Source organism: Bradyrhizobium japonicum USDA 6 (genome assembly GCF_000284375.1).
Classification (GTDB): Bacteria; Pseudomonadota; Alphaproteobacteria; order Rhizobiales; family Xanthobacteraceae; genus Bradyrhizobium; species Bradyrhizobium japonicum.
The window spans coordinates 5,343,377-5,369,078 of the sequence record NC_017249.1 but is presented as its reverse complement, the minus strand read 5'-3'; the positions used below and the strand labels follow the sequence as shown (position 1 = coordinate 5,369,078).

The 25,702-nt window shown below is 64.5% G+C and carries 24 protein-coding genes and 1 pseudogene; 16 read left to right on the top strand and 9 right to left on the bottom strand.

Annotated features, from left to right (window positions below; translation table 11 throughout):
- Positions 1–8: 8 nt before the first annotated feature.
- The 11 genes and pseudogenes from BJ6T_RS25395 to BJ6T_RS25350 all read left to right on the top strand — a co-directional run bounded on the left by BJ6T_RS25395 (position 9) and on the right by BJ6T_RS25350 (position 13,172).
- A pseudogene (locus BJ6T_RS25395) lies at positions 9–1,693 on the top strand (arylsulfatase).
- Positions 1,694–1,904: 211 nt separating this feature from the next.
- Entirely contained in the window at positions 1,905–2,375 is a 471-nt protein-coding gene (locus tag BJ6T_RS43890) for a hypothetical protein (RefSeq protein WP_225894887.1), read from the top strand.
- Positions 2,376–2,408: 33 nt separating this feature from the next.
- Positions 2,409–2,648, top strand: coding sequence for a DUF3302 domain-containing protein (locus BJ6T_RS25390; protein ID WP_014495358.1), 240 nt, complete (start codon positions 2,409–2,411; stop codon positions 2,646–2,648).
- Positions 2,648–3,589, top strand: a complete 942-nt coding sequence (locus tag BJ6T_RS25385; RefSeq protein WP_014495357.1) for an HlyD family secretion protein — start codon at positions 2,648–2,650, stop codon at positions 3,587–3,589. Before BJ6T_RS25390 ends, BJ6T_RS25385 begins: the two co-directional genes overlap by 1 nt.
- Before the next feature lie 12 nt (positions 3,590–3,601).
- A complete protein-coding gene (locus BJ6T_RS25380; protein WP_014495356.1) occupies positions 3,602–4,621 on the top strand; it encodes a DUF1214 domain-containing protein in 1,020 nt (339 codons plus the stop codon).
- A gap of 18 nt (positions 4,622–4,639) precedes the next feature.
- Positions 4,640–6,073, top strand: a complete 1,434-nt coding sequence (locus tag BJ6T_RS25375; protein ID WP_014495355.1) for a DUF1254 domain-containing protein — start codon at positions 4,640–4,642, stop codon at positions 6,071–6,073.
- A gap of 408 nt (positions 6,074–6,481) precedes the next feature.
- Positions 6,482–6,661, top strand: a complete 180-nt coding sequence (locus BJ6T_RS25370) for a hypothetical protein (protein WP_014495354.1) — start codon at positions 6,482–6,484, stop codon at positions 6,659–6,661.
- A gap of 138 nt (positions 6,662–6,799) precedes the next feature.
- Complete coding sequence (locus BJ6T_RS25365) at positions 6,800–7,456, top strand: protein-L-isoaspartate O-methyltransferase family protein (protein WP_028169524.1); 657 nt, start codon at positions 6,800–6,802, stop codon at positions 7,454–7,456.
- 217 nt (positions 7,457–7,673) lie between these two features.
- Positions 7,674–9,065 carry a TolC family outer membrane protein gene (locus BJ6T_RS25360; RefSeq protein ID WP_014495352.1) on the top strand — a complete coding sequence of 464 codons (1,392 nt, stop codon included), beginning with the start codon at positions 7,674–7,676 and terminating at the stop codon, positions 9,063–9,065.
- Between the two features lie 307 nt (positions 9,066–9,372).
- Positions 9,373–10,134 (top strand): PopZ family protein, encoded by a 762-nt coding sequence (locus tag BJ6T_RS25355; protein WP_028169523.1) that lies wholly within the window; start codon positions 9,373–9,375, stop codon positions 10,132–10,134.
- Between the two features lie 161 nt (positions 10,135–10,295).
- Entirely contained in the window at positions 10,296–13,172 is a 2,877-nt protein-coding gene (locus tag BJ6T_RS25350) for a valine--tRNA ligase (RefSeq protein WP_014495350.1), read from the top strand.
- 92 nt (positions 13,173–13,264) lie between these two features.
- Here BJ6T_RS25350 and BJ6T_RS25345 read toward each other — a convergent pair whose 3' ends face one another.
- Positions 13,265–13,867 carry a DNA-3-methyladenine glycosylase gene (locus BJ6T_RS25345; protein WP_014495349.1) on the bottom strand — a complete coding sequence of 201 codons (603 nt, stop codon included), beginning with the start codon at positions 13,865–13,867 and terminating at the stop codon, positions 13,265–13,267.
- Positions 13,868–13,997: 130 nt separating this feature from the next.
- Between BJ6T_RS25345 and lipA the strand changes: the two genes are divergently transcribed.
- Positions 13,998–14,954, top strand: coding sequence for a lipoyl synthase (lipA, locus tag BJ6T_RS25340; protein WP_014495348.1), 957 nt, complete (start codon positions 13,998–14,000; stop codon positions 14,952–14,954).
- A gap of 6 nt (positions 14,955–14,960) precedes the next feature.
- On the top strand, positions 14,961–15,431 hold the full coding sequence (locus BJ6T_RS25335) for a type II toxin-antitoxin system RatA family toxin (protein ID WP_014495347.1): 471 nt from the start codon (positions 14,961–14,963) through the stop codon (positions 15,429–15,431).
- Between the two features lie 111 nt (positions 15,432–15,542).
- Here BJ6T_RS25335 and BJ6T_RS25330 read toward each other — a convergent pair whose 3' ends face one another.
- Genes BJ6T_RS25330 through BJ6T_RS25305 form a run of 6 tightly spaced genes read right to left on the bottom strand, consistent with a single transcriptional unit; the run spans position 15,543 to position 20,694 of the window.
- Positions 15,543–16,358 (bottom strand): c-type cytochrome, encoded by an 816-nt coding sequence (locus BJ6T_RS25330; protein WP_014495346.1) that lies wholly within the window; start codon positions 16,356–16,358, stop codon positions 15,543–15,545.
- On the bottom strand, positions 16,358–17,980 hold the full coding sequence (locus BJ6T_RS25325) for a b(o/a)3-type cytochrome-c oxidase subunit 1 (RefSeq protein ID WP_014495345.1): 1,623 nt from the start codon (positions 17,978–17,980) through the stop codon (positions 16,358–16,360). The genes BJ6T_RS25330 and BJ6T_RS25325 overlap by 1 nt, the downstream gene beginning before the upstream one ends.
- Positions 17,967–18,530: a cupredoxin domain-containing protein gene (locus BJ6T_RS25320; RefSeq protein WP_014495344.1), complete on the bottom strand. Its 564-nt coding sequence runs from the start codon at positions 18,528–18,530 to the stop codon at positions 17,967–17,969. Before BJ6T_RS25320 ends, BJ6T_RS25325 begins: the two co-directional genes overlap by 14 nt.
- Positions 18,527–18,703, bottom strand: coding sequence for a hypothetical protein (locus BJ6T_RS47420; RefSeq protein WP_014495343.1), 177 nt, complete (start codon positions 18,701–18,703; stop codon positions 18,527–18,529). The genes BJ6T_RS25320 and BJ6T_RS47420 overlap by 4 nt, the downstream gene beginning before the upstream one ends.
- A gap of 18 nt (positions 18,704–18,721) precedes the next feature.
- The gene (locus BJ6T_RS25310; RefSeq protein ID WP_141378498.1) at positions 18,722–19,978 is read right to left on the bottom strand and encodes a cytochrome c; all 1,257 of its coding nucleotides are present in this window, start codon (positions 19,976–19,978) and stop codon (positions 18,722–18,724) included.
- Positions 19,979–19,986: 8 nt separating this feature from the next.
- Positions 19,987–20,694, bottom strand: coding sequence for a c-type cytochrome (locus BJ6T_RS25305; protein WP_014495341.1), 708 nt, complete (start codon positions 20,692–20,694; stop codon positions 19,987–19,989).
- A 466-nt stretch (positions 20,695–21,160) separates the two neighbouring features.
- Here BJ6T_RS25305 and BJ6T_RS25300 point away from each other — a divergent pair, with 466 nt between their 5' ends.
- A complete protein-coding gene (locus BJ6T_RS25300; protein ID WP_014495340.1) occupies positions 21,161–21,340 on the top strand; it encodes a hypothetical protein in 180 nt (59 codons plus the stop codon).
- A 109-nt stretch (positions 21,341–21,449) separates the two neighbouring features.
- Here the strand turns inward: BJ6T_RS25300 and BJ6T_RS25295 are convergent, their stop codons facing one another.
- Together BJ6T_RS25295 and BJ6T_RS25290 are read right to left on the bottom strand one after the other, a co-directional pair.
- Positions 21,450–22,061: a CinA family protein gene (locus BJ6T_RS25295; protein WP_014495339.1), complete on the bottom strand. Its 612-nt coding sequence runs from the start codon at positions 22,059–22,061 to the stop codon at positions 21,450–21,452.
- Positions 22,062–22,064: 3 nt separating this feature from the next.
- Positions 22,065–23,246, bottom strand: a complete 1,182-nt coding sequence (locus BJ6T_RS25290) for a bifunctional 2-C-methyl-D-erythritol 4-phosphate cytidylyltransferase/2-C-methyl-D-erythritol 2,4-cyclodiphosphate synthase (RefSeq protein WP_014495338.1) — start codon at positions 23,244–23,246, stop codon at positions 22,065–22,067.
- Between the two features lie 282 nt (positions 23,247–23,528).
- Between BJ6T_RS25290 and dusB the strand changes: the two genes are divergently transcribed.
- Both dusB and BJ6T_RS25280 read left to right on the top strand, forming a co-directional pair.
- Positions 23,529–24,530, top strand: a complete 1,002-nt coding sequence (gene dusB / locus BJ6T_RS25285; protein WP_014495337.1) for a tRNA dihydrouridine synthase DusB — start codon at positions 23,529–23,531, stop codon at positions 24,528–24,530.
- Entirely contained in the window at positions 24,527–25,702 is a 1,176-nt protein-coding gene (locus BJ6T_RS25280; RefSeq protein ID WP_014495336.1) for a two-component system sensor histidine kinase NtrB, read from the top strand. Before dusB ends, BJ6T_RS25280 begins: the two co-directional genes overlap by 4 nt.

The following is a 25,702-nucleotide window of genomic DNA, read 5'->3' as shown; positions in this document are numbered from 1 at the left end:
AGCGTCGAATGACCAACGAGACGAAGAAGCAGAATAATGCCGTTGCCGATTCCACCTGTGGCGACCAATCGGCGATTCATCGCCGCGCCGTGCTGCTTGGTACATCGTCGATCGTCGCTACAGCGGCGCTGACATCGCAGGCACTGGCGCAGGCTCAGAAGGCGGCCCCTTCGGGGCGCCGGCTGCAGCGCCCGCGGCAGGCCGCAAGCCCAACATTCTCGTCATCTTCGGCGACGACATCGGCATTCCCCAGATCAGCGCCTATACCATGGGTATGATGGGCTATCGCACGCCCAACATCGACCGCATCGCGCGCGAAGGAGCCATCTTCACCGACTCCTACGGCCAGCAAAGCTGCACGGCCGGCCGCGCCTCGTTCATCCTGGGCCAGGAGCCGTTCCGGACCGGCCTCCTCACCATCGGCATGCCCGGCGATCCCCATGGCATCCAGGATTGGATGCCGACGATCGCCGACGTGATGAAGACGCAGGGCTACGCCACTGGCCAGTTCGGCAAGAACCATCTCGGCGACCGCGACGAACATCTGCCAACCAAGCATGGCTTCGACGAATTCTTCGGCAATCTCTATCACCTCAATGCGGAAGAGGAGCCGGAAGGCTATTTCTATCCGAAGGATCCCAATTTCCGGAAGCAGTTCGGGCCGCGGGGCGTGATCAAATCGACCGCGGACGGAAAGATCGAGGACACGGGCCCGCTCAACACCGCGCGCATGCCGACCGTGGACGAGGAGTTCCTCGGCGGCGCGAAGGACTTCATTGACCGGCAGGCGAAGGCGAACCGGCCGTTCTTCGTCTGGTTCAACTCCACGCGCATGCACGTCTTCACGCACCTGAAGAAGGAATCGCTCGGCAAGACCGGTAAGGGCATCCATGCTGACGGCATGGTGGAGCACGATGGAATGGTCGGTGAGTTGCTGAAGCAGCTCGACGACCTCGGCATCGCCGACAACACCATCGTTCTCTACACCACGGATAACGGCGCCGAACTGGCACTGTGGCCCGACGGCGCGCAAACTCCCTTCCACGGCGAGAAAGGCACGACGTGGGAGGGCGGCATGCGCATCCCGATGATGGTGCGCTGGCCGGGCGTGGTTAAGCCGGGCACGCAATACAATGAGATTATCTCGCTGATCGACTGGTTCCCGACGCTGTGTGCCGCGGCCGGAATTCCGGACATCAAGGAGAAGATGAAGGCGGGTTTCACCGCCAACGGGAAGAACTTCAAGGTCCATCTCGACGGCTATAACTTCCTGCCCTTTTTCAAGGGTGAGACAACCACGCCGCCGCGGGACGCGCTCTACTACTTCGACCAGGGCGGCAATCTCAATGCCATCAGGTGGAACGATTGGAAGTTGAGCTTTGCAATAGCTTCCAAGGGAAACATTGCGACCGCAACCCGCGAGGTGCCCTCGTGGGCGCTAATCGCAAACTTGCGCATGGATCCTTACGAGCGAGGCATGGAGGAAGGCGGAGGAGCCATCCAGTTCCTGGCTCAGAACATGTGGCTGATCGTGCCCGTACAAGGGAAGATCAAGGAGTTCTTCGCCGACTTCAACGACTTCCCCTTCCAGGAAGGCAGCTCGCTGAATGCGAGCGGTATCAATTACGGCTTGCTCCGACAGCAGGCGGCTTTGAAGCGACTTGGTGAGATCGAGCGCCTGAAGCCACAGTAACGGGAGCGCCACGAACGACTGCGCGACGAAGACAGCAAGCACCGACTTCGTCGCGCATGTCACAACGTGGTGCGGGTTCGGGTTCGACCGCGAGAGGACGGGGGCATCGCAACGACGAAAACGATCGCGACGAGAAACTTGATCAACAAGGAAGAATATCAGGAGGTTCGAGATGTTTGGGCATATGCGCACTGTTCGGTTGACGAGCTGCTTGCTGACACTGGTAACCGGCGTTTCTCTGCCAGCTGGAGTAGTGTCGGCGGCGCCGCTTCAACCCGCGGCAATCCATCTGGACGCAATTGGATCACCTGATCTCATCGAAGTCCGCGCCGCCGGCCGTCGTGGTGGTGCAGCGGTTGGCCCGCGTGGCGGCGCCGTTGTTCACCGCGGCGGAGCCGCGGTCGGGCCGCGTGGCGGCGCCTATCGCGGCACCACGGCCGTTAGGGGACCACGAGGCAACGTTGCGGTTCGCCACACCACCGCGGTCGCGGGCCGCGGCGGGTGGGCACGGCCCGGCTGGTATGGCTGGCCGAGAGGCGGTGCGATCGCGGCCGGTGCGGCCATCGGTGTCGTAACAGCAGCAACGGCTGCTGCCTGGGCAGGCGCGGCGCCCGCGCCCGGCATGTGCTGGTACTACACCGATCCCTCCCGCACGCAGGGTTTCTGGGATTATTGCCAATGAGGGGTGTATTGCTGAAGCGATGAGGCGACCGTCATGAGCGGTTACGACATCTTCGCCTGGATCGTGCTGGTGATCCTGCTCGCCAGCGCGATCGGCGTTGTCTGCATTGCCGGCTGGCTGCCCGGGCACATCGCAAAGTCGCGCAATCACCCTCACGCGCAGGCGGTGACTGTGGCCGGCTGGATCACGCTGTTCTTCGGCTTCGCGCTGTGGCCGATCGCGTTGATCTGGGCCTATCTCGACGTGCCCGCGCGCAAGGCGGGAGATGCGTGATGGGCGTCGCGATCTTCAATATCTATCTCGTGCTGCTGTTCCTGCTGGTGCATTTCGGGATCGTGCGCTTCAACCTGTTCTGGAAGGCCTCGCCCGCGATCGTTCTGGTGCTCCTGTTGTTCGGGCTGCTGATCCCGATGGGATGGGGCGCGCCACAGGGTGACGCGCTGGTCGTGCGCAACGCGGTCTCGATCGTGCCTGACGTGGCGGGCGAGGTGACAGATGTCCCGGTTATCGCCAACAGGCCACTGAGGTCCGGTGACGTGCTGTTCAAGATCGACCCGACGCCCTATGCCGCGCAGGTCAAGGCGATCGACGCGCAGTTCAAGCTCGCCAAGACGCGTCTCGGCCAGATGACGCAGCTCTTCGAGCGCGACGCCGGCCGCGGCTTCGACGTCGAGCAACGGCAGTCCGAGGTTGACCAGCTCGCGGGCCAGCTCGAGGCCGCGCAATGGAATCTCGACAAGACCGTCGTGCGTGCGCCGGCGGACGGCTATGTCACCAACCTCGCGCTGCGCAAGGGTGCGCGGGTGGCCAACCTGCCGCTGTCGCCGGTGATGGCGTTCATCGATACCTCCGACACGATCATCGGTGTCGCGATCAACCAGAACGACGCGCGCTATGTTGCTCCGGGGCAGGAGGTCGAGGCGACCTTCAAGTTCGCGCCCGGGCGGATCTTTTCCGGCAAGGTCGAAAGCGTGCTCCAGGCGATTGCCACCGGGCAGGCGCAGACATCGGGCACCGCCGTCGCGCCGCGTGCGATCGAAGCCGCCCCGTTCGTCGTCCGCGTCAGGCTCGACGATGCCGATTTCGTCAAGCGCCTGCCGGCAGGCAGCGCCGGCACGGCGGCGATTTACACCGACCACGTCAAGCCGACCCATATCGTGCGCCGCGTGATCCTGCGGCAGGTCGCGATCCTGAATTACGTCAATCCGTTCTAGGCGAGGAAATTCATGAAGAGGGCAGTGCTGACGGCTTCGTTCCTCCTTCTCACATCGACGGCACAGGCCCAGTCACCGCTACCGGTGACAGTCGACAATTTTGCGCGGGCGGAGTCCGATCTCTATCTCGGCAACAGCGTCAAGGATGCCGGCGGCACTGGAAGACTGTCTCACCATCGTGAGCCGATACAGGTCGACAAGCAGGCGGTGATCCGGTCCAATCGGGACACACTCTACTCAGCCCTTGTCCTTGATCTCGATGCAGGCCCGGCAACGATCACATTGCCGGATGCGGGAAAGCGTTTCCGGTCGATGCAGGTGATCAACGAGGATCACTATGTCGTCGGTAAGGTCGAATACGGCGCGGGCAGCTATACGCTGGACAGGAACAAGGCCGGCACCCGTTACGTGCTGGTGGCGCTGCGGACCCTGGTCGATCCCAACGATCCCAAGGATGTCGAGAAGGTTCACGCCCTTCAGGATGCCATCAAGGTGAGCCAGAAGGCCCCTGGCAAATTCGAGATCCCGAACTGGGATGCGGCCAGCCAGAAGAAAGTGCGGGATGCTCTTCTCGTGCTGTCGTCAACGACAGCCGGCTTCAAGAATGCATTTGGCGCGAAGGGACAGGTCGATCCGATCAGGCATTTGATCGCAACCGCCGCGGGATGGGGCGGTAATCCCGACAAGGACGCTACCTATCTCAGCGTTACTCCCGAGAAGAGCGACGGCAACACAGTCTACAAGCTCACCGTTCCCGGCAATGTGCCGGTCGACGGCTTCTGGTCGATCAGCCTCTACAACGCGGAGGGCTATTTCGAGAAGAATCCGTACAATGCCTACTCCCTTAACAATCTGACGGCGACGAAATCGGCCGATGGCTCCACGACGGTCCAGTTCGGCGGCTGCGACGGCAAGATCCCGAACTGCCTGCCGATCATGAAGGGATGGAATTACACGGTCCGGCTCTACCGGCCACGCCCCGAAATCCTGAACGGCAAATGGAAATTCCCCGAGCCGAAGCCGGTGAGCTGAGAGCGGATGGAGGCTGTCATGAAGCAGCTGTTTTCCGGACTTGTTGCCACCTTGCTGATGGCCACGGGGACATACGCGCAGACCGGCTCTCTGGACGAGCTCGCTGCGCGCCAGGTCCAGCGCCGCGCCGTCGAGGCCGTGATCTGGGGCATGCCGATCGTCAATTACGATCTCATGCTCCAGGAGATGCTGACCAAGACGCCGGGCAGGGTGAACCAGGTGATCTACTGGGGCAAGCCGCTGGACTGGAAGAACCAGACGCTGACGCCCAACCCCGACACGCTCTATTTGATGGCGTTCCTCAACACGAAGGATGTCGGTCCGATCGCCATCGAAATTCCACCAGCCGGTCCAGGCGGCTCTCTCAACGCCAACATCGTCAATGCCTGGCAGCAGCCGCTGGAAGACGCTGGGTTGCTCGGAGTGGACAAGGGGGCTGGCGTCAAGCTTCTGATGCTGCCGCCCGGGTACGGCGGGCAGGTGCCAACGGGGTTCGAGCCGCTTCAGCCCAACACGTTCGGCAGCTACGTGCTGTTCCGCTCCAACATGAAGAGCCACGGCGACGCAGACGTGGCCAACTCGATCACCTACGGCAAGCAGATCAAGATCTATCCCATTTCGCAGGCATCGAATCCGCCGGCGACCGTCTTCACCGACGTCAAGGACATCCTGTTCGACTCGACGATCCGCTACGACGACAGCTTCTTCGTCAATCTCGATCGCGCCGTGCAGAGCGAGCCATGGCTCACGCGCGATCGCGCAATGATCGACCAGTTGCGTTCAATCGGCATCGAGAAGGGCAAGGCATTCGCGCCGGACGCGAAAATGAAGCAGGCGCTGGCGGACGGCATTCGCGAAGCGCAGGCACTGACGGCGGCAAGATACGACGCCGGTCTGCCCCCGTTCTTCGAGGGAACGCATTGGACATATCCAGCGCATCCCGACCTGCTCAAGGCCGCCGCCGACAACTTCGACGATCCAACCGCCTATCCGGTCGACTGGCGGGGGATCACCTATACCTATGCCTATGTCGGCATCAAGCGGCTCGGCGCCGGCCAGTTCTACCTCATCAACATCAAGGACAGAGACGGCCAGAGCTACGACGGTGCGGCGACCTATCGCCTTCACGTTCCGCCGAACGTGCCGGTCGAGCAGTACTGGTCATTGACGGCCTATGACCGCGACACGCACGCGCTGATCAAGAATGTCGACCGCGCCAGCCGTGCATCGAACAACGCCGACGTGAAGAAGAATGCCGACGGCTCGGTCGATCTCTATCTCGGGCCCAAGCCGCCCGCCGGCCAGGAGGCGAATTGGATCCCGACCGATCCCGCCCGCAAGTTCGAGATGATGTTCCGCCTCTACGGGCCGAAGAAGGAACTGTTCGACAAGGCCTGGAAACTACCCGACGTCGAGCGCGTGGCCACGACGGTCGGAGGCGCCACGAAATAGCACTATCATTGGTCGGGGCATGACCCATTCGGCTGGCTGACGTGACTGGGATGGGAGACGCGACATGACGGGGCCACCTTCGAAAAGCCGAGCTCGCAACTACATTGGCGGCGGCGAGTTCACCGCCAACCCGCGCTCGCCGACTCCGCCGGCGTCAGCTTCTGGGCGCTGTAACCTGCGGAGCGCTCGGAGCATATTTCAATGTACTTTCAATGCGCTGCGTCCACATTCTAATGTCGCTGCCGCACCACTTCAGGCGACATTTCAACAATGATCCACCCCAAATCCGGCGCAGAATCGCACTCAAGCAGTTGTGTGTGCGGACGCGGTCGCGTCATGAGGGGGACGCCAATTCGACCCAATTTAAGTCGAGCTTGTTACTGCCGGATTTTTACGGAGCTGATTCCCATGCAAGACGTCCAGGTCGACCGTTCCGAAATGGCCCCCTCGATTCTGCCGGCGGACGTTCCCGAGCTCAGCGATGATGAATGCGTGGCCCGTCTCGCGCGCGCCGTCGAGGCGCACGATTCGGCCCGGCTCGACGAAGTCGCCGCGTTGATCGGCCGCCTTGCGGTCACGATCGAATAGCTCACCGACCAGCTTGACGCCGCGGGGTGCGTAGCCCGGTCAGCCCGGGCCAACGGACGTGTTGCGTTTTCGCGGAGCCTGTTCCAAAGATGCCGCCAAATTTCGTCCGCGGCATCGTCCGCATTGCAGGGTCCGCAAATGTCCGGTTTCTCGACCGCGCGCCTAAAAATGGTCGATGGCCAGGTGCGCACCAATGACGTCACCGATCGCCGTATTCTCGACGCCATGCTCACGGTTCCGCGCGAGGCGTTCGTGCCGGTTGCCAGGCAGGCATTGGCCTACCTCGACCTCGATCTCGACGTGAGCGAAGGCGGGGCCAAGCGGTTCCTGATCAAGCCGCAGCTCACCGGCAAGCTGCTCCAGGCCGCCGAAATCGGCGAGGGTGACAACGTGCTGGTGGTCGGCTGCGCCACGGGCTACCTCGCTGCACTGGTGGCCAAGCTCGCCCGTCAGGTCACCGCGACGGAATGTGATTCGGCCCTGGCCGCGAAGGCCAAGGATGCTTGTGCCAGCCTCGCCAACGTCACGTGCAAGGCCGCGGCCTGTACCGAAGGGGATCCTTCTGCCGCTCCCTATGACGTCATTATCCTCAACGGCGCCTTCGAGGTGACGCCTGAGGCGCTGCTCGGGCAGCTGAAGGAGGGCGGGCGCCTCGTGGGGGTGTCGGCCCAATCCACGCCCCCCCGGGCCATGATCGTGACCCATACCCACGGTGAATTCGGCCATCGGGCGCTGTTCGATGCCGCGGCTCCGGTCCTTCCCGGGTTGGAACGGGCCGCCGCTTTCGTCTTCTGAAGGCCCGATTGAGGGCTTTGGCCCGTTAAAATCCCGTTCTGAATCAGAAGTGTGGCCCGGATGCTGCACGTGAAGAGTTTCCACCGGGAACTACCTTGAGGTGGTTCCGTTGCGCCAATTGGCGGCCTATGTTGCTGAGGGGCAACGACTCCACTCGGTAGACGGTATCCTGGCTCGCGGGCACGAGCGGGGCGTTAGAATGAACGGAATTTAAGGGATGCATGGGGTGAAGCTCTTCACCGGAGCTGCGGTTTCGGTCCTGCTGCTGGCGCTTGCCGGGCCGACGCCTGCCTTGGCGGACACGATCGAGGCCGCCTTGGTGCGGGCCTATCAGAACAATCCGCAGCTCAACGCACAGCGCGCCCAGGTGCGCTCGACCGACGAGAACGTGCCTCAGGCGTTGTCGGGCTATCGCCCCAGGGTCGCGCTGTCGGCGAATGGCGGCTATCAATATCAGGACACGCTGAGTTCGCCGGCGCCGGGCAACTCACCAATCAACGGGCCCAGCGTGCCGCGCAGCGTGGGTGTGACCGTCACGCAGACGGTCTATAACGGCAACATCACCGGCAACAGGACGCGCGCCGCCGAGAGCCAGGTTTCCGGCTCCCGCGAAGCGCTGCGCAGCCTGGATCAGAGCGTGCTGCTTCAGGGCGCCACGATCTACATGGACTATCTGCGCGATGCGGCTACGCTCGAAGTCCAGCGCAGCAACGTGCGCGTGCTCGAGCAGACCCTGAAGCAGACGCGTGATCGCTTCAACGTCGGCGAAGTGACGCGCACCGACGTTGCGCAGTCGGAAGCGCAACTGGCGGCCGGCAAGACGCAGGCCCTCACGGCCGAAGCGAATCTCACCACGACGCGCGCGAACTTCCGCCGCATCATCGGCAACGAGCCGACGAACCTCGCGCCCGGCTCGCCGGTCGATCGTTTCCTGCCCGCAACCCTCGCCGCGGCGGTCGAGCTCGGCCTGATCGAGCATCCCAACGTCACGGCCGCAATGTTCGGCATCGACGTCAATTATCTGCAGGTCAAGGTCGCCGAAGGTGCGCTGCTGCCGACGATCGCGTTGCAGGTTGCGGCCACGCAGGGGAACGAACAATCCTTGATTCAATACAGGTCGTTCAATGCGTCCGCCATCGCGCAGGCCAATTGGCAGCTCTACGACGGCGGCAATTCATATTCGCTGATCCGTCAGTCCAAGGAAAATCTGGCGCAGCAGCGTCTCAACCTCGAGACGACCCGCGACCAGACTCGTGCGAACGTGGTGCAGTTCTGGGGGACGTTGCAGGCCGGCAAGGCGCAGGTGCAGTCTGCGCAGGCGCAGGTGACGGCGTCCGAGATCGCACTCAACGGTGTGCGCGAGGAAGCCAAGGCCGGTCAGCGCACCACGCTCGACGTGCTCAACGCGCAGCAGGCGCTGGTCAATGCGCGCGTCGCGCTGGTGACCGCACAGCACGACCGCGTCGTGGCATCGTACAACGTCCTTGCCGCGATCGGCCGTCTGTCGCCGCAGGTTCTCGGCCTCGCGACCACGGTTTACGATCCGAGCGTTCACTACCATCAGGTCCGCGACAGCTGGGCCGGCGTGCGCACGCCTGACGGACGCTAAAGTCCCGTAGTCATCCGGTCGGCCTCGCAAACAGCCGAGGCTGACTGGTGCTTTGCTTGCAATCATCAAAATCCCTGACATAGCCTTGCCAAGAAGATGCGGGTCGATTCGCCCGACACCTGATGTCGTGTGCGTAAAGGCTTGAGTACTGAGGGCAGGGGCGCACCGCCGCACGTTGAGCCGTGAACTGGGGACAAGTCGGGCTGCCGCGACGAAAATGTCGGGGCGTCCGTAGCGGAACCGGCCAATCCTGTCGTGCTTGGTGTAAAACAACGCATGCGAGGGCGTTGATGATGTGGAGTCGGAGATGACGCAGCCTGCAAAGGTCACGGAACCCTCGATGGAGGAGATTCTGGCCTCGATCCGGCGCATCATTGCCGACGATGAGGCCAAGCCGCCGCCGGCAGAAGCTGCCAAGCCCGCTCCCGCGGCGCCCGCACCAAAGCCTCAGGCGATGAACGACATTCCGCCGTCCAAGGTCGCACCCACAAAACCTGCTGCCGAGAAACCCGCGCCGCCGCCGGCTGCGAAGCCGGCTCCAGCGCCGCCGCCACCCGCACCTGCGGCGGACGCATCCAATAACCAGGACGATATTGATGCGCTGCTGGCGGGGCTGGATGCGGCTACGCCTGCGCCGGAGGTCCGTGCGCCTGAGCCAGAACCTGAACCCGACGTACTCGAATTGACCGACGAGATGGCGATGGATCCGGAGCCGACGCCGCCTCCGCCGCCGCCGAGCTTCCGCAAGGTCGAGCCGCGCGACGATCTGGAATTCGCCGAATCGCCGCTGCGCCCGATGCCCTCATCGTCCTATGCGCCGGTGGACTACGATACGCCGCCGCTGCCGCCCCAACAGCCGATCCTGGCGCAATCGACGGTCTCGGCGGTCGAATCCGCCTTCAATTCCCTGGCCCACACAGTGCTCAGCAGCAATGCGCGGACGCTGGAAGATCTGGTCAAGGAGATGCTGCGTCCAATGCTGAAATCCTGGCTCGATGACAACCTGCCGGGCCTCGTTGAACGCATCGTGAAGGCCGAAATCGAGCGGGTCTCGCGCGGCGGCAGGTGAGGGCGGCTCCCGAGCCCTCATAAAGCCCCGCTTATGCGCCTGTTTGACCTGCCGACCGGCCGGAAAGCCGTTTTGCCGCCGGGCTTTCCATTGACCTTCTCTTGGTCCTTCTTTTGGACCTTTTCGTTGACTTGCCCCCGCGCGCGGCTTTCTAGCAGCCCATGATCGAGAAAAATTACCAGCCCGCCGATATCGAAGCCCGCATGTCCGTCGTGTGGGAGGACAGCCTTGCCTTCAGGGCCGGCCGCCCCGACCGCCGCGACGCAGTGCCCTTTACCATCGTGATCCCGCCGCCGAACGTGACGGGCTCGCTGCATATGGGCCACGCCCTCAACAACACCCTTCAGGACATCCTGTGCCGGTTCGAGCGCATGCGCGGCCGCGACGTGCTGTGGCAGCCCGGCACCGACCACGCCGGCATCGCCACCCAGATGGTGGTCGAGCGGCAGCTGATGGAGCGCCAGCAGCCCAGCCGCCGCGAGATGGGCCGTGAGAAGTTTCTCGAGCGGGTCTGGCAGTGGAAGGCCGAGAGCGGCGACACGATCATCAACCAGCTCAAGCGCCTCGGCGCCTCCTGCGACTGGTCGCGCGAACGCTTCACCATGGACGAGGGCCTGTCGAAGGCCGTCATCAAGGTGTTCGTCGAGCTGCATCGCGACGGCCTGATCTACAAGGACAAGCGGCTGGTGAACTGGGACACCAAGCTGCTGACGGCGATCTCCGACCTCGAAGTGCAGCAGACCGAGGTCAAGGGCAGCCTGTGGTATCTGCGCTATCCGATCGAGGGCAAGACGTTCAGCCCCGAGGATCCCTCGAGCTTCATCGTCGTCGCCACCACGCGGCCCGAGACCATGCTCGGCGACACCGGCGTCGCGGTGCATCCCGATGACGAGCGCTATCTGAAGCTGGTCGGCAAGAATGTGATCCTGCCGCTTGTCGGTCGCAAGATTAAGATCGTCGCCGACGAATATTCCGATCCGGACAAGGGCTCGGGCGCGGTGAAGGTGACGCCGGCGCACGACTTCAACGACTTCGAGGTCGGCAATCGCCACGGCCTGGGCCGGATCAGCGTCATCGACAAGGAAGGTTGCCTCGACCTCGTCGACAATGAGGATTACCTGCGTAACCTGCCGGAAGGCGCTTCGCAATTCGCCGAGGAGTTTCACAAGGTCGACCGCTTCGCGGCGCGCAAGCGCATCGTCGAGCGGCTGGAATCCTTCGGCTTCGTTGAGCGGATCGAGCCGCACACCCACATGGTGCCGCACGGCGACCGCTCGAACAGCGTGATCGAGCCCTATCTGACCGACCAGTGGTATGTCGACGCCAAGACGCTGGCAAAGCCCGCGATCGCGGCGGTGCGTTCGGGCGAAACGACGTTCGTGCCGAAGAACTGGGAAAAGACCTATTTCGAGTGGATGGAGAACATCCAACCCTGGTGCATCTCGCGCCAGTTGTGGTGGGGTCATCAGATCCCGGCCTGGTACGGCCCCGATGGCAAGGTGTTCGTCGCCGAGACCGAGGAGGAGGCCGTCAGCCACGCGCTCGGCTATTACGTCGAGCAGGAGGTCATCACGGCCGAGCAGGGCCGTGAGATGGCGCTCGACCGCAACAAGCGCGAAGGCTTCATCACGCGTGACGAGGACGTGCTCGACACCTGGTTCTCCTCGGCGCTGTGGCCGTTCTCGACGCTCGGCTGGCCCGAGGACGCGCCGGAAGTGCAGCGCTATTACCCCACCAACGCGCTGGTGACCGGCTTCGACATCATCTTCTTCTGGGTTGCCCGGATGATGATGATGGGCCAGCACTTCATGAAGGAAGTGCCGTTCTCGACGATCTACATCCACGCCCTTGTCCGCGACGAGAAGGGCGCCAAGATGTCGAAGTCGAAGGGCAACGTCATCGACCCCCTCAACCTGATCGACGAATACGGTGCGGATGCGCTGCGCTTCACGCTGGCCGCGATGGCGGCGCAGGGACGCGACATCAAGCTCGCCACCAGCCGCGTCGAGGGTTACCGGAATTTCGCGACGAAGCTCTGGAATGCGTCGCGCTTCGCGGAGATGAACCACTGCGCGGTCCCCGACGGTTTCGAGCCGGCGAAGGCCAAGGAGACGCTGAACCGCTGGATCGCGCACGAGAGCGCCCACACGACGCGCGAGGTGACCGAGGCAATCGAAGCCTATCGCTTCAACGATGCGGCCGGTGCGATCTACCGCTTCGTCTGGAACGTCTATTGCGACTGGTATGTCGAGCTCGCAAAGCCCGTGCTGCTCGGTCCGGACAGCCCCGCCAAGGACGAAACCCGTGCCATGGTCGCCTGGGCGCGCGACGAGATCCTGAAGCTGCTGCACCCCTTCATGCCCTTCATCACCGAAGAGCTGTGGGAGGTGACGGCCAAGCGCGACGGCCTGCTGGCGCTGGCGCAATGGCCGCTGAAGCCGTCCGAGCCGACGCCGGAGCAACTCGCGATGCTCGCCGCGGCAGCCGGGCCGACTGATCCGTTGATCTCGCCGGTCCTGATCATGCCGATCTTCGACCATGCCGACTTCACCGATCCCAAGGCGGAAGCCGAGATCGGCTGGGTGATCGACTTGGTCACGCAGATCCGCTCGGTGCGCGCCGAGATGAACATCCCGCCGGCAACGCTGACGGCGCTGGTGCTCGCGGGCGCCTCGACCGAGACGAAGGAACGCGCGCCGCGCTGGACCGACGTCATCAAGCGCATGGCACGGCTGTCCGACATCTCCTTCGCCGACCGCGCACCTGATGGTGCGGTCCAGCTCCTCGTGCGCGGCGAGGTGGCCGCGCTGCCGCTGAAGGGCGTGATCGACGTCGCCGCCGAGCGCACGCGCCTCGACAAGGAGATCGGTAAGGCCGACGCCGACATCAAGCGCGCCGAGTCCAAGCTGGCGAACGAGAAGTTCGTCGCCAACGCGGCCGAAGAGGTCGTCGAGGAGGAGCGCGAAAAGCGCGAGGCCGCGCTGGCCCGCAAGGCCAAGCTGCTGGAGGCGCTGGAGCGGCTGAAGCAGGCGTCGTGATCCCATCGTCATTCCGGGGCGATGCGGAGCATCGAACCCGGAATCTCGAGATTCCGGGTCTGGTCCTTCGGACCATCCCGGAATGACGATGATCACTTCGGGAACGGCTTGCTCAAAAACTTCGAGCCCTTGACGCCATAGCGCCAGGGTAGCTCGACGGCCTTGGTGATGCCGATCCGGATGCCGGCCACCACCTCGACCTCCTCTGTCCGCGCATGCAGCGCGATCGGCGGCCGGTCCAACGGCAGGGCGTTCTGCGCGATGGTGATGCCGAGCGCCTCGGTCAGCTTGCCGGGGCCCGAGCACAGCGAGTGCACCTCCTGGAGATGCCGGCGGCGGCGCATCGCCGCCAGGCCATGCGTCGGTTCCAGTGCGCGGATCAGCACGGCGCTGGCGGAGCCTTCCTCCTCGCAGACGAAGTTCACGCACCAGTGGATGCCGTAGGAGCGGTAGACATAGGCAAAGCCGGGCGGGCCAAACATGATTTGGTTCCGCGGCGTCGGGCCATTGTAGGAGTGCGCCGCCGGCTCGGTATGATGATAGGCCTCGACCTCGACGATGAGGCCGCCGACGCCGTTGACCAGCATGGTGGCCCCGATCAAATCGGGCGCGACCTCGTGGACGCTGCGGCCGAAAAAGGCACGCTTCAGGGCTTTGCCGAGCCGCGGTGGTGAGGCTTTCGAGGTTGGAGCCATTCGAGGTGAGAATCGACAGAGAACAGAGCAGGATATTGCCCATATCTGCCATGTTCCCTGAGGCGGCGCGAGCCGGGTTGCGGCAGGCAGCCAGACCGACTAGGTAGGACCTGAACAGACCGGACAGCCCATGGTCGTTATTGTCGACACCATCTCGAACCCGTTGCGCCCCCGCCACCCTGAAAAGGTGAATCGCCCTGATTCCGCTTCGCCGCCGAAGCCGGACTGGATCCGCGTGCGCGCGCCCAATACCCGCGGCTATGCCGACACCCGCAACATCGTGCGCGCCAACGGCCTGCACACGGTGTGCGAGGAGGCGGGCTGCCCGAACATCGGCGAGTGCTGGGACAAGAAGCACGCGACCTTCATGATCATGGGGGATACCTGCACCCGGGCCTGCGCGTTCTGCAATGTCAAGACCGGCATGCCCAATGCGCTGGATGCGGCGGAGCCGGGGAACGTCGCCGAAGCCGTCGCCAAGCTGGGGCTGGCCCACGTCGTCATCACCTCCGTCGACCGCGACGATCTAGCCGATGGCGGCGCCGAGCATTTTGCAGAAACCATCCGCGCGATCCGGGCCGCGTGCCCCTCGACCACGATCGAGATCCTGACGCCGGACTTCCTGCGCAAGGAGGGGGCGCTAGAGATCGTCGTCGCGGCGAGGCCCGACGTGTTCAACCACAATCTCGAGACCGTGCCGTCGCGTTACCTCACGGTGCGGCCCGGTGCGCGCTACTTCCACTCGATCCGGCTGTTGCAGCGGGTCAAGGAGCTCGATCCCACCATCTTCACCAAGTCCGGCATCATGGTCGGCCTCGGCGAGGAGCGCCACGAGGTGCAGCAGGTGATGGACGATCTGCGCTCCGCCGACGTCGACTTCCTGACCATCGGGCAATATCTCCAGCCGACCCGGAAGCACCACGCCGTGATGCGCTATGTGCCGCCCGACGAGTTTTCGTCCTACGAGAAGGTCGCCTACACCAAGGGTTTCCTGATGGTGTCGGCGAGCCCGCTCACCCGTTCGTCGCATCATGCCGGCGAGGACTTTGCGAGACTGAAGGCCGCACGGGCCGCGACTGCCCGCTGAACCGCCATGCCCAAATTTTCGAGCAAGCGCCGTGTCCATCACAGCGCGTCCGAGATGTTTGATCTGGTTGCCGACGTCGAGCGCTACCCGGAGTTCGTGCCGCTGTGCAGCGCGCTCAAGGTCCGCCAGCGGATGGCCAAACCCGACGGCACCGAGGTGCTGGTCGCCGACATGACGGTGTCGTTCAAGCTGGTCAAGGAGTCCTTCACCAGCCGCGTGACGCTCGACCGCGCCAATCTGAATATCCTGGTCGAATATCTGCAAGGCCCGTTCAGCAACCTCGAGAACCGCTGGACGTTCGAGCCCAAGGGTGAGGGCGTCTGCGACGTCGGATTCTTCCTCGCCTACGAGTTCAAGAGCCGCATGCTGGCGATGCTGATGGGCTCGATGTTCGATGCCGCATTCGCGCGCTTCTCCATCGCGTTCGAGAAACGGGCGGATGCGATCTACGGCCGGCCGAAGCTGGCGTCGTCGTAGGGCGTACTCTCTCCGCCGTCATTGCGAGGAGCCCTTGCGACGAAGCAATCCAGGATCTTTGCGCGGAGCGATTCTGGATTTCCTTCGCTGCGCTCGCAATGACAGCGAGGCTCAATCCACCGCCTTCACCACATCCGGCGGCTGCGAGGCATAATACGCCGCGGCCTGCTCGATCTCCTGCGGCGTCATCGCGCGGGCGATGTTGCGCATCTGCTGGCTGATGTCGTTGCGCCGCTCGCCGGACGCGAAGGCCTGGAGCTGCGCCTTCATGTAAGCTTCGGACTGGCCTTCGAGCCACGGACTGCCGGTCTTGTTGTCGAGGCTGCCATGGCAGGAGCCGCAGGGCGCGATCCCGCGCATCGGCGCGCCGTAGATGACGATGCTGGGTTTCGGCAGCTGCGGCGTCGGGTGATAGGCTGCCGGCCGCGGCAGATAGGCGTAATAGTTCGAGAGATCGGCGATCTCCTGGTCAGTCAGATTGACGGCGAATGGCGACATCACGGCATTGGTGCGCGCGCCGGAACGGAAATCGTGCAGCTCCTTGTAGATGACGGCAGCGTACTGGCCGGCAAGATTGGGCGAGTCCGCGCGGCTGATGCCAGTCGGGCCGTGGCAGATCGCGCAGCGCTGCGCCAGCGTCGCACCGCGGCCGATCGCTTCCTGGCTCGGACGCGATAGCGTATGCGAGGTCAGCACGACCTCCGACAGGCGTTTTGGCTGTTCGGGCGCCGTGACGCTTGGCGCGCGCTGCGGGACGCCTGCGGCGCTGCAGATCGCATCCCAGACATTGGCGAACTGAACCCACGGCTGCGCGAAAGGCAGCACGATGAAGCCGGTGATCGCCGTCACGATCAGGATCGCGGCGGTGGCGCCGACGCCAATCCTGAAATGGCGGTTGCGAAAGGTGAAGAGGTCGCGCGCGCTCATCACTGCGCTCCCACATAGACGGCCGGCACCGACGTGCCCTCGGTCAGCGCCAGCGTCACGATCGGGTAGCCGTAATTGGTGAGGGTGAGGACGATCATCAGCGCCACCCACAGCGCGTGCGTGTTGAGCGCGACCGGCACGGTCGCGGACTGATGCACGGCCAGCGCAAAGCGATAGGGACCGGCGTCAGCCCGAGGCGCACGCATGCCACGTGCCAGGATGACGATGAACATGATGCCCGATGCCAGCAGGATGAAGCCGCCGATCGCCGAGAAGGTGACGGAGAGCGCCTGAGGCGCGATCGCGGGATCGCCGAAGTCGAAATAGGCCATGCGGCGCGGCATGCCCAGGATGCCGACCCAGTGCCACGGGAAGGTCGTGATGATCATGCCGATGAACCACAGCCAAAGCTGGGTGCGGATCAGGCGGAGGTCGATCAGTTCGCGCCCGGTCAGATGCGGCCACAGATCATAGGCGATCGCAAAATACATGATCACGATGGCGCCGCCGAAGATCAGGTGGAAATGGCCGGTGATCCATTGCGTGTTGTGGATCGACGCGTCGAGCTGGTAGCTCATGTTGATGAGGCCGCCGGCGCCGCCGAAGCCGAGCATGACGAACGAGAATGCCAGCGCCAGCATCATCGGATTGTCCCAGGGCAGGGCCTTCATCCAGCCGAACATCCCCCGGCCGCCGCGCAGGCGCGCCGCGATCTCGACCGATGCGCAGATTGTGAATACGGTCAACAGCGTCGGGAGCGCGACCAGCGCCGTGAAGGCCGAATGGATGAATTTGAAGCCGGCCCCCACCATCGGATCGGCGAAGGTGTGATGCATCCCGATCGGCATCGCCACCACCAGGAACAGGATGAAGGAGATCCGCGCCATGGTGTCGGAATAGACCCGGCCGCCGATCGCGCGCGGCACGATGGTGTAATAGGCGATGTAGGTCGGCATCAGCCAGAAATAGACGATGGCGTGCAGCGTCCAGGAGAAGAACACGCGGGCAAGTCCCGCGTCGATCGTGGCCTTCAGGCCCGCCGCGACGGGAATGATCTGGAGCAGCAGCTCGAGGGCGGCGCCGACCGCTGTCCAGGCCCACAGATAGGAGCCCGCGACATTGGCGAACATCGCCAGCGGCACCGGTGCGCCGGGATGGGCCTTGCGCCAGACGCGCAGATTGATCGCCATCAGCGCGACCCAGATCCAGGAGCCGACCACGACCAGCACGACGCCGAGGTAGTAGAAAACGTTGCCGATCAGCGGCGGATAGAACGTATAGAGCACCGAGGCGCGGCCGAGCGCGACCGGGACCATTGCCATGATCGCGCCCGCGACGATCAGCCAGAAACCGGTCCAGGCCCAGCGCACGCCGACGAGGCGCTGCTCCAGCGCGGACTCGCTGATGGCATAGCCAAAGCCCATCGCGACGAGCGTGGGAAAGACGTAGCCCATCACTGTGCCGTGCGCGGTCAGCGAGCGATAATAGAGCTCGGGATTGGACAGCCAGGTGCCGATCGGGCTGCGGATGAACATCTGCCAGGCGCCGAGCGTGAGCGCGATGCCGAACACGCCGAAAGCCAGCCAGAAATGGGCGAGGATGAGCTTCCTATTCGCCAACACAGTTCAGCCTCCCGCCACCCTTCGCGCGATCGGCGAATTCGGTCTTGTCGATCACCTTGACCTTGCCCCACATGCCCTCGTGGCCGAAGGAGCAAAACTCCTGGCAGGGCATCAGATAGTCGCCGGTCCTGCTAAAGCGCATCAGCTGCTCGGAAATATAGCCCGGCACCAGCATGGTGTTGATGTTGGTCCCCTGGATCAGGATGCCGTGGACGACGTCGGCGCTGGTGGCGCGCATGGTGATCGGCGTGTCCGCGGGCACCACGATGCAGGCCGGCGTGAAGGAATATTGCTGGCCGATCGCACGCACGGTCACATTGCCATTGGCCTCCAGCACGCTGCCGAGGTTGCTCTCGACGAACTCGCCGGAGAGATGAATCCGCGATGGATCGGTGGTTTCGACGCGCGGCTGCGGCATGGTCGCGCGATGGATGCCGGCGAACGCCGCCAGCAGCGCCATCATCACGATGATGATCACGGCGACGGTGGCCCAGCGCCGCTCGACGCGGGCGGCGACTTCGGCGCTGCCATGGGTGTCCTCTGCGCTCATTGCAGTGATCCGCGCGGCAGGAAGACGAACAGATAGAACGCGAGCCACATCGCGACCACGCAGGCTGTTGCGATTCCGGCAAGCACGATCGCCCCTGACGGTCCCCGGGCAACGACCTCCTCGACGGCCTGGTCGGCGGCGGCTGGGCTGGTCGGCGGATCGGAATTGATCATGATGTTCTCTGGCGCCTCTCAGTTCAGTGGTGCCGAGCGCAGCTCGTTGGCGTCGCGCGCCGACACCGGCGTACCGCGATTGCCCCAGGCGGTGCGGATGTAGGAGACGACGGCCGCGACCTCGTTGTCCGAGAGCAGGCCGGCGAAAGGCGGCATGCCGTAGGGCATCGGATTGCCCTTGGTGCCCGGCGGATAGCCGCCATTGAGCACCATGCGGATCGGATTGACCGCCGATTGCATCTCGATCGACTGGTTGTTGGCGAGCGGCGGCCAGTGCGGCGGCTTGCCTTCGCCCTGGGTGCCATGACAGGTCGCGCAATTCTTGTCGTAGACGGTCTTGCCGAGGCTGATCAGCAGGCTGCTCTCGGTGGTCGGCAGCGCCGAGCTCGGCGGCGGTGGCGGCGAGGGCTCTGAGATGCCCTTGAGGTACACCGCCATCGCCTTGGTGTCCTCGTCGTTGAGATATTGCAGGCTGTTGTGAACGACCTCCGCCATCGGGCCATAGACTACGCCGCGCGCCGAAACGCCGGTCTGGAGCAGATCGGTGATGTCCTTGATGCTCCAGTCGCCGAGACCCGCCTCACGGTTGGAGGTGAGGGACGGCGCGTACCAGTTCTGCATCGGGATCAGGCCGCCCTTGAAGGCGTCCGATTGCGAGGTGCCGCCGAGCGCGTTGATCGGCGAATGGCACATGCCGCAATGACCGAGCCCCTCGACCAGATAGGCGCCGCGATTCCATTCCGCCGACTTGGTGGGGTCGGGTTTGAACTCACCCTCGCGGAAGAACAGCGTGCGCCAGCCGAGGATGAGCTGGCGGTTGTCATAGGGAAAGCGCAGCTCGTGCGGCTTGTTCTTCTGGTTGACCGGCTGAATCGAGCGCAGATAGGCGAAGATCGCGTCGCTGTCGGCACGCGTGACCTTCGTATAGGACGCGAACGGCATCGCCGGATAGATCAGCCCGCCGTCCGGGAAGCGGCCGTTGTGCATTGTTCTGTAGAAATCGTCCGCGCTCCACTTGCCGATGCCGGTCTCCGGATCGGGCGTGATGTTGGAGGTGTAGATCGTTCCGAACGGGGTCGGCATCGGGCGCCCGCCGGCAAACAGCCGGCCCTCGGCTGCAGTATGGCAGGCCGTGCAATCGCCGGCGCGGGCGAGATATTCGCCGCGCGCGATGACATCGCTGCTCTTGTCCTGCGCCTGCGCGGCCGTGGTGAGCGCGGCGAGGGCCAGGAGTTTGATCGATAGCAGCGTGATCGACAGTCTTGAGCCCATCATGCGCCTCGTCAGTTGGGCTGGCTGCCGCAGCCGAACGGCAGCGCGTAGGTGCCCTTCGGTACGGGGGCCGGGTTGGCGGGCGCCGGCCGCGTCGCCAGCCAGGCAGCTACGGCGGTAACATCTGCTTCCGTCAGATGGCCGGCGACGAGCTGCATGCAGTCAGGCGATTTTGCCGTTCGCGTGCCGTAGCGCCAGGCGCCGAGCTGCGCGCTGACGTAAGCGGCGCGCAAGCCCAGCAGACCGGGAATGCCGGGCTGCATGCCGGTGAGGCCCGGGCCGTGACAGCTCACGCACGCCGGTATGTTACGACCGGCATCGCCGCTGGTCGCCAGCAGCTCGCCCTGCGCCAGGACTTCCTTGCTGACTTCGCTCGGCGCGGGCTGCGGCAGCGGCGGATGCTCGCTGGCGAAATATTCGGCCATCGCCTCCAGATACGGATCAGGCAGAAACTCCAGCAGATAGTTCATCGGCGGGTATTTGCGCCGACCACTGCGGAAGGCGAGGAGCTGGTTGTAGAGATAGCCGGCCGGCTTGCCGGCAAGCCGCGGGAAATAGACGTCGCTGGTGCCTTCGCCCTTGTTGCCGTGACAGGGCGTGCACGCCTCCACCCGCGCCGCCATCGTATCCGGCGGCTGGTTGGCCGTTTGTGCGGCGGTACCATCAATGACCGCCAAGGTAGCAATGGCGATTGCCAGTGCAGTGTCGCGAGCGAACACGCCGTCGCCCTCCAGAAAGCAGGACCGGGTTGATTCCTGGCCACAGCGTAGGCCCGCATTATTGCGCCAATACAGTCGCGCGCAAGATCGGACATGAGCGACGACGCTTGGTCGCGGTTGCACATTTGCGATCCTGCTCGAATTCGACAAGAATTGCGTGCTTTTTAAAAACTGGACAAAACGCTGCGATCTCGCGGCGTATTCCGCCCGAGCTTTGCTTCACAGGCGGGAAGCGCGGCAATGTGGAATCCGTTCGCGCGCGCGGATGGTCTGCCGCTTGGGCCGGGCAGACGACCTTCCATCAGAGTGCATCTTCACATCGGGCGACAAGTGCAGTTTGTGCCAAAACGCAGCGCGCTGACGCAACACCCCTTGCCGCAAACGGCGCACCGCGAGCTCTGCCCTTTGCGAAGGGTTCGACTACAATCCGAGTCGGGCGCGGGCGCTTTGTCGCGGGATCGGGGAGATGGCACGCTGGAAGCAGGCATGGAGCGAAGAAGACCTTGGCAGGCTGAAGGTCCTGGCAGGCACGAAGCCGATTGCGCTGATAGCGAAAGAGCTCGGCCGGACCAGCGGCACGGTGCTGGCGAAGGCGATTGAGCAGAAGCTCCCTGTCATTTGTCGGACGAAGCGCCAGGAACAATAATTGGATGTCGCGGAACCGATTCGGCTCCTCGCGCCGGGCGCGCATGCGCCGCCAGCAGTGCGTGCTCGACCACGCGCGAGCGCACTGCTGGCGGCGGCATGAGGTGTCTCTAGCCGCGCGGTGACCGCGGCGTCCTGCGCTTCACCGCATGCCGGCGCGGCGAGCGGGTCACGCGAGGCCGCAGGCGGGTTGCCGCGGTCGCGCGCCGGGGCTTGGGCTGGGCCTTCGGGCCGCGGGCGAGATCCATCAGCATGCGCAATGCCTCGACCACCGAGCGCTGGCGCACGGCGGTCCGACCGATCGCGCCAAAGCGATGCTCGCGGTGGACGATGCGGCCGTCGCGCGCGGCAACCGCAAAATGCACGAGACCGACCGGCTTGCCGGGCGTGGCGCCGCCGGGGCCGGCGATACCGGTGATGGCAACGGCGAGATCGACGCCGGCCCGCTCCAGCGCGCCGACCGCCATCGCGGTTGCGGTCTCCTTGCTGACGGCGCCGAAATTCGCGAGCGTGCTCGCCTCAACGCCCAACATCGCGCGCTTGGCGTCATTGGAATAAGTGACGAAGCCGCGGTCGATCACGTCGGAGGAGCCGGGAATGTCGGTCAGCGCGCCGGCAACCAGGCCGCCGGTGCAGGACTCGGCGGTGGCAATCGTCAGCTTGCGCATCCGGCACAGATCGAGCAGCGAGCGGGAGAGGGCGCGTGCGTCGCTGCCGCCCATGACCTAGACGCTCCAGGGCAGGCGGATGGTGGCGCTCGCGGTGGCCGCGATGCCTTCCTCGCGGCCGGTGAAGCCAAGCCGCTCGCTGGTGGTCGCCTTCACCGCGACGCGGGAGATGTCGACCCCGGAGATCTCGGCGATGCGGGCGCGCATGGTGTCGCGCAAGGGGCCGATCTTCGGCCGCTCGCAGATCATCGTCACCTCGAGGTTGGCGACGCGGCCGCCGCGCTGGGCAACGCGCTCAATGGCGTATTTCAGGAACTGGTCGGAGGAAGCCCCCTTCCATTTCGCATCGCTCGGCGGAAAGTGTGAGCCGATATCGCCGTCGGCGAGGGCGCCGAGGATGGCGTCGACCAGCGCATGCAGGCCGACATCGCCGTCGGAATGGGCGAGGAAGCCTTTGGTGTGCGGCACCCGCACGCCACAGATCATCACGTGGTCGCCCTCGCCGAAGGCGTGCACGTCATAGCCGGTGCCGGTCCTGATGTCGCCGAGCAGGCTGGCCAGGCGCGCTTCCTCGCGCACGAAATCCTCGGGAGTGGTGAGCTTCATATTGGCAACATCGCCTTCAAAGGTTGCGACCGTCAATCCTGCCCATTCGGCAATCGCGGCATCGTCGGTGAAATCGCTGCGCCCGTCCTTCGCCGCGCGACGATGCGCCTCGAGGATGACGTCGAAACGAAAGGATTGCGGCGTCTGCGCGATTCGCAAGGCTGCGCGGTCCGGCGTGTCCTCGACATTGCCGTTCTCGCCGGTGACCTTGATGGTGTCGGTGACGGCAACCACAGGGAGCGCAGCGCCGGTGCGGCTCGCCGCCTCGATTGCGCGCGAGATCACGCCTGCCGAGACGAAGGGGCGCGCGGCGTCGTGGATGAGCACGATATCGGGCTTATGCTTGGCGAGCGCTTCGAGCCCTGCGAGCACGGAGGCCTGCCGCGTCGCGCCGCCATTGGTCGGCGGCTCGTGGTTGAGACCTGCGACCGCTGCCGTGAACATGGCGCTGTCGTCGGGGTTCACCACCGGCTGCACGGCGAACACGTCGGGGTGGCGGCTGAAGGCTTCCATGGCGCGATAGATCACGGGCACGCCGCCGATCTCGCGATATTGCTTGGGGCCCCCGGCGCCAGCCCGCAGGCCGCGTCCGGCCGCGACGAGGACGACTGCGGTGCGCTGTGATTTCGCCATAGGACTCAAATACTCAGTTGGTGATGAAGAGAGTCGGGGAGAGGGGTGATTGCCGCATGCCTCTAGCACGGCAGGCCCGCAAAAAAAGGGGGTTTCCCCGGATTGTGGGAAACAGCATTTTGCTGCACTGCACTTGAAAGATTTGCAGAACTGTCTAAACTGTAGGCATGACGCTTGACTGCACAAGAATTGTGCGCAAAATAGGTCATGGCAGGCGCGATGAGGCCCTGCCTACGCAACGAGACCCCTGTGACCGGCTCGGCAGTATCAGGCTCTAAGCCGTTGAAAATTGGCGATATCGAGGTCGCCACCCCGGTCTTCCTGGCGCCGATGTCGGGGGTCACCGACTCGCCCGTCCGCCGGCTTGCCGCCGAGCTTGGGGCTGGTCTGGTCGTGTCCGAAATGACCGCCAGCGATGAGCTCGCGAACGGCCACAAGATGTCTCGGTTGCGCTGCGAAGCGACCGGGATCGGGCCTCATGTGGTCCAGCTCGCCGGCTGCGAGGCGCATTGGATGGCCGAGGGGGCCCGGATCGCCGAAGCCGGAGGCGCCGACATCATCGACATCAACATGGGCTGTCCGGCCCGGCACGTCACCGGCGGCCAGTCCGGCTCCGCCCTGATGCGCGATCTCGACCATGCCGTCAGCCTGATCGATGCGACGATCGCCGCGGTGAAGGTGCCGGTGACCCTGAAGATGCGGCTCGGCTGGGACGATCACACCCGCAACGCGCCGGAATTGGCGCGGCGTGCGGAAGCCGCCGGCATCAAGCTCGTCACCGTGCACGGCCGCACCCGCTGCCAGTTCTACAAGGGCGAGGCCGATTGGGATGCGATCCGCGCGGTGCGCGAAGCGATCTCCGTTCCGCTCGTCGTCAATGGCGACATCACCACTTACGAGAAGGCGCTCGCGGCGTTGGAGGCCTCCGGCGCCGATGCCGTGATGATCGGCCGCGGCGCGCAGGGGCAGCCCTGGTTACCCGGCGAGATCGGCCGCCGCCTGAAGGGCGGGGCGGTCGAAGCCGCGCCGTCGCTCGAGACCCAGCTGCATTATGTCCGCACGCTCTATGAGGGCGTCTGCGCGCTCTACGGCCTGCGCATCGGCCTCCGGCACGCACGCAAGCATCTCGGCTGGGCGCTCGACGTCGCGGCCGATGTGAGCCGTGCGCCGGCCGAGAAGCTGAAAGCCTGGCGCCAGAAGGTCCTCACCTCCGAGGATCCGCGCCTCGTCCACCAGTCGCTGCAAGATGCCTTCGACGATTTCGCATGGAGCGCTGCTGCATGAGCTCAGCCGCTGACCATCGCCGGCCGCTTCCGTCCGAGAGCGATGCGATCCTAGATGCGCTGCCCAATCCCGTGCTCATGATCGGGCCGGACGGCAAGATCGTCGCCGCCAACATCGCGACCGAAGCCTTCTTCGACATCTCGACGCAGTTCCTGAAACGGCAATCGCTGAAAGAGCTGGTGCCTTTCGGCAGCCCCTTGCTGGCGCTGATCGACCAGGTTCGTTCGTCGAACTCGCCGGTCAACGAATACAAGGTCGATCTGGGCACGCCGCGCATGGGCGGCGACCGCCAGGTCGATCTGCATGTCGCTCCTCTGACGGAGCGGCCCGGCCATATCGTGGTGATGCTCCAGGAGCGATCCATCGCCGACAAGATGGACCGCCAGCTCACCCATCGCAGCGCCGCGCGCTCGGTGATCGCGCTGGCCGCCATGCTGGCGCATGAGATCAAGAATCCGCTCTCCGGCATCCGCGGCGCGGCGCAGCTGCTGGAGCAGCAGGCCTCGTCCGAGGACCGCATGCTGACGCGGCTGATCTGCGACGAGGCCGACCGCATCGTCACGCTGGTCGACCGCATGGAGGTGTTCGGCGACGAACGTCCCGTGGTGCGCGGTCCCGTCAACATCCATTCCGTGCTCGATCATGTGAAGCGGCTGGCGCAGTCGGGCTTTGCCCGCAACATCCGCTTCATCGAGGATTATGATCCCTCGTTGCCGCCGGTCCTGGCGAACCAGGATCAGCTCGTCCAGGTGTTCCTCAACCTCGTGAAGAACGCCGCCGAAGCGCTGATCGACGTCCCCGACGCCGAGATCCAGCTCACCACCGCGTTCCGTCCCGGCGTGCGCCTGTCAGTCCCCGGTCAAAAATCCCGTGTATCGCTGCCGCTTGAGTTCTGCGTGAAGGACAACGGACCAGGCGTGCCGGACGATCTTCTGCCCAACCTGTTCGATCCCTTCGTGACCACCAAGCAGACCGGCTCGGGTCTTGGCCTGGCGCTGGTCGCAAAGATCATCGGAGATCACGGGGGCATCATCGAATGCGAGTCTCAGCCGCGCAAGACCACCTTCCGCGTGCTGATGCCGATGTATTCCACATCGGTCAAACATGCCGATCAAAGCAGCCGCGACGGCTCTGCCGGGAAGTCGTCGTCTGCGTCACAGGGGGCGAAATGA